At 34.6% G+C, this 4,315-nt stretch carries 6 protein-coding genes and 1 pseudogene; 6 read left to right on the forward strand and 1 reads right to left on the reverse strand.

Annotated elements, in window-relative coordinates:
• Nucleotides 1-217: pseudogene (locus ACJROP_RS02285) on the forward strand (very short patch repair endonuclease); the annotation flags it as partial.
• 28 nt (nucleotides 218-245) lie between these two features.
• Here the strand turns inward: ACJROP_RS02285 and ACJROP_RS02290 are convergent.
• Nucleotides 246-947, reverse strand: coding sequence for an LEM-3-like GIY-YIG domain-containing protein (locus tag ACJROP_RS02290; protein WP_406533884.1), 702 nt, complete (start codon nucleotides 945-947; stop codon nucleotides 246-248).
• 191 nt (nucleotides 948-1,138) lie between these two features.
• Here ACJROP_RS02290 and ACJROP_RS02295 point away from each other — a divergent pair, with 191 nt between their 5' ends.
• The 5 genes from ACJROP_RS02295 to ACJROP_RS02315 all read left to right on the forward strand — a co-directional run bounded on the left by ACJROP_RS02295 (nucleotide 1,139) and on the right by ACJROP_RS02315 (nucleotide 4,203).
• Nucleotides 1,139-1,624 carry a hypothetical protein gene (locus ACJROP_RS02295; RefSeq protein WP_296884745.1) on the forward strand — a complete coding sequence of 162 codons (486 nt, stop codon included), beginning with the start codon at nucleotides 1,139-1,141 and terminating at the stop codon, nucleotides 1,622-1,624.
• A complete protein-coding gene (locus ACJROP_RS02300) occupies nucleotides 1,625-2,563 on the forward strand; it encodes a hypothetical protein (RefSeq protein WP_295622666.1) in 939 nt (312 codons plus the stop codon).
• A 10-nt stretch (nucleotides 2,564-2,573) separates the two neighbouring features.
• Nucleotides 2,574-3,500: a hypothetical protein gene (locus tag ACJROP_RS02305; protein ID WP_405280687.1), complete on the forward strand. Its 927-nt coding sequence runs from the start codon at nucleotides 2,574-2,576 to the stop codon at nucleotides 3,498-3,500.
• Between the two features lie 136 nt (nucleotides 3,501-3,636).
• Nucleotides 3,637-4,032 (forward strand): hypothetical protein, encoded by a 396-nt coding sequence (locus ACJROP_RS02310; protein WP_406533885.1) that lies wholly within the window; start codon nucleotides 3,637-3,639, stop codon nucleotides 4,030-4,032.
• 24 nt (nucleotides 4,033-4,056) lie between these two features.
• Nucleotides 4,057-4,203: a hypothetical protein gene (locus tag ACJROP_RS02315; protein ID WP_405284132.1), complete on the forward strand. Its 147-nt coding sequence runs from the start codon at nucleotides 4,057-4,059 to the stop codon at nucleotides 4,201-4,203.
• Nucleotides 4,204-4,315: the final 112 nt, after the last annotated feature.

Here is a 4,315-nt window from a genome sequence, read left to right on the forward strand (position 1 = left end):
TCTCCATGAGGGATGCAAATATGCGAGAATACCAAAATCCAATGTTGAATACTGGAAACCAAAACTCTACAGAAATAGAGAACGTGACAAACGCAATCAAGAAGAACTAAAAGAAATGGGATGGAAAGTCATCACCGTGTGGGAATGTGAATTGAAAAAGGACAAGGTTGAACAGACACTTGAGGAGTTATATTCCAAAATAACCTCTGAATTGTGAAATGCAAAATTTATTTGAAGAAGGTATCTTACTTTTTTCCCCATTGGTATTTAATCGGATTTGAGTCGCCAGGAGGAAAACATTCTTTAACAGATTTATCTATATAATGTTTTCTAACATTATCGTTAGCTACTTTACCAACAAACTCATATCTGCCATCCATATCTTCGGGATTTGGTTTGCCTGGCCTATCCATAAATGTTGATAGCGCAGGTAACCATTCAGCTACTTCATAAACTTCTAAAACCATTCCTTCATAGACGGATAAGACATAATCCACTTTTTTTGCATTTTCAACATTTAGTCTCCAGTACCCTCTTGTTGCATCATATAGTTCTTGAGGAGACATATCATTTCTATAACGTTTATTAATTCGTATCAATAGAATATTATCTGTAATATCATCTTCTTTTAATTTTTCATGACTGTATCTTGCATCAAGTAGTGAAACTTCAATTTTACCATATGTGCTTGATTCATGACCTCTTTGACGATTGGTTAAGTTTTTTATCCCAATTAGATCAATAGCTGCTGCTTCAACTTTAAGTGCTGTTTCATTATCAAGACCATGTGCTAGAATCTCAATTATTGGCTCTTTACCTCTTTCTCTGATTTCTTTAATTTTATGTACTTTATCATTTTCCGATCGATCATCTAAATGGTTAAATACCCGATTTCCTTTACCTTTTCCTACATAAAATGGTTCTTTTGTATCAGGGTCAGAATACACATAAACATAGTATTCAAGAGCATCTTTTGTCTTAGGTGAAAAACTTTTAATCATTTCAATAACTCCATAATTTTAGTATATCTAATATTTGTGATAAATGTTAAGATAAAAAAAGTAGCCATTATATATAAATCTTTATATATTATAAATAATAAATTACATAATAAAGATTTAAGTGGAGGACATAATTAATGGCAGATTCTATTATATTATTAGAAGAAAGAAAAGAGGTCACAACTTTCCTTTTGGATGAAGGTACAATCACTGCAACCACTGTAACAACCCCTACTGGTGAAACTCCAGGTTATGAATATGCAGGGGACAAAATCAAAGTTGATGACGCAGTAACATTATCAGCTAACTCAGATATAGGAAAACCAACAGTTAAAAAATACACTGCAGCAGAAGGTGAAATCATCTTGGGCATTGCAGTTAACGATCCAATAACAATGACTGGAGGAAAAAGAAAAACAGCAATATTAGTATTAGGCCATTTATTCAGATTAAAATTAGCTAGTGGATTATCAAACATTAACGTTAAAGATAGAATTGCTTTAACAAGCACCGGAGCTATAAAATCTGATGACGGAGAATATATTGCAATGCACCCAGTAGCTAGCTCAGACGATTACAACTACATTGAAGTATTCAGACCATATGACATAGGTGATGCTTAAATGATAACCAAAGGAAATGATACTAAAGTGCAAAATGAGGTAATAGCTCAAACTATTACTGATGAATCAGCTAAAAGATTAAGACTAGCCAGACTCTTTCCAAAACAGGAAATTAAAGAGAACTCTGATTATTATACTTACTTTAGACAAAACATCAATTTGGATGAGGCTATAAAACGTGGCCTTCTCGGTGAAGCAAAAGATTTAGCGCCGGGAGCATCCCTGCAAGAACTCAATATCAGAAAACCTGTAACCGACACCATCAGCATTGATACTGTCGGAGGAGTTTTAAACGTTAATAAGGATGTCTTTGACAGTGACAGAATCTCTTTTGAAGACTTGTTAGCAGATGTGGCAACACTTATTGCAAATAAAATCGAATATAATATCTACGATACAATTGTCAGTTCAGCAAAGGTTCCAAAATACAATACTACACAAACCGAAGATACAATGGAGGCTTTCGGACAGTTTGTTATCAAAGCACAGGAAGCATTCAAAGGAAGTTCAGGCGCCGGTGCAGACTTAACAATAATGGTTGAATCCTACAGGACATTAAGTTACATCAAACAATTGGCTTACGTCTCAAATAAGTCAGTACAGCCTATAGAAGAGATTCAGGCTTATTATGGTGTTGATAACATTGACTTTTTAGGAACAACCCATGCAGACGGCGGATCAATGCTTGGTGAAAAGGATTATATTGCATTCGATATCAGAAACGCTCCATTAACAGTATTGTATTCCAAATCTTCAGGAACAACCGTGGCACCAATTACCAGTGATGAAAACATCGCTGACTTTTATCCAATCATTGAAATCATGAGAAAGGACATCTATGATGAATTGCCCCAGTATACAAAATTATTCATACAATCCAAGGTTGGTGTTTTATTAAACAAACCACATCTTGCATTAACAGGAAAATGCAGGCCATAAGGTGATATTAATGTTGACAAAAGGAAATGATGCTAAAGTTCAAGATGAAGTGATGGCACAGATTGTTGCAGACACTTCAGCCAAATGGATGAAATTCACAAGATTAATTCCAAAACAGGAAATCGAAGAAAACTCCCAATATTATACTTACATGTCTCAAAGAGTCAATATTGATGAGATAATTGACAAAGGACAATTGGGTGAGGCTAAAGACATTGCTCCTGGTGCTACATTACAGGAATTAAACGTAAGAAAACCTGTCAGTGACACTGTATCCATTGACACCATTGGAGGAGTTCTAAACGTCTCAGCGCAGATGCTTGATTCCAACTTAATCAGCGTTCACGATATGCTTCAGGACGTTGGAATACTTATCGGAAGAAGTATTGAGCAAGCAGCCATTAACATGATTTTAAACAACTCTAAAGTGGCAACATACAACTATACTGCAGGCGATGACAGTGGAGTTACCATTTTAAAAGCCCAGGAAAAATTCAAGGAATCCGCCGGAAGCTTCTGTAACTTAAACAGCATGGCAGTCAATTACAAGTCACTGACCACATTAAAATCAGATATGTTTGCAGCGAACAGACAGGTTGAACCTGTTGAAGCTATTAAATCATATTATGGCGTTGACAATATTGATCTTTTGGGAACAGCAGTCTGTGACGGCGGATCTGAAATAGCTGAAAAAACCTACATTGGTATGGACTATCAAAATCCTGGAATGAAACTATTATACTCAAGAATAAGTGGTACTACCGTTGCTCCTTTAGGACCTGACGGGGACGTATATGATTTCTATCCTTTAATCGAATTCATGAGAAAGGACATCCGTGATGAATTGCCAATGTATACAAAGCTATTCATACTCACCTCCGTAGGTGTGTTAATGAATGCACCTAACAGAATCATCAAAGGTAAATTCAGAGCATAAAACCATATTTAATCTCCTAAAGAAAAATGTTAGTGAAGTTTCAATTGCTTTTTCTTCACTAACTTCTTCTGCTATTGTTAACTCCTAAACAGTTAATATGTAAAAATAGCTATATTATATAATAGAGGCTATAAAAATGAAACTAATCCTAGACAGTGAAAATTCACATCCGACAACAATAACCGTCAAAGGAAAAGAAATAAAACTACTTTTAATCGAATCAAGCATACTGATTGATTCAACACAAATAGCCAAAATTTTTGATAAAAAGGAAAAGACAGTAGCAACTAAAGTCCAAAAATCCAAACTGGAGAAATACGAAACAGAAAACATTAAACTCCTAAAGAATTATGGGCTGATGCATCCGGAAGCAATCAAACCAAGACCATTCTATGATTTAAGATTAATGCTGGAAGGACCGGCTTATTATTACTTCAAAAAAGAGGATGAAACTGATTTGATTGATGTTATTGTTCGCGTAGCTATCGGAAAACACCGTGAGTGGATTCATAACAGAAACATCAAACATTAACGACCGCCATTACCAACTGAAAACTTGTTTTTAAAATGCTTTGATATACATCAAGGTTTAAAAACCAATCTGGTATTGACAACCCTTGCCGTTAATGTCAATGACAGCCAATTAAATCAAATCAAAAATTCAGCTATTGATTTTATCAACTCCCTCTTGTTGGAAAGATAGGGTATTTTCAACACTTGGATTGAATAGACTCTTTCAAAAACTTTGTTGATTTAAAATTTTTTGATGAAAATTAGTTGTGAATTTTTAATTTTATCTAAAAATAGTTAAATTT

The sequence above is a fragment of the Methanobrevibacter sp. genome, assembly GCF_045220775.1.
Lineage (GTDB): Archaea > Methanobacteriota > Methanobacteria > Methanobacteriales > Methanobacteriaceae > Methanocatella.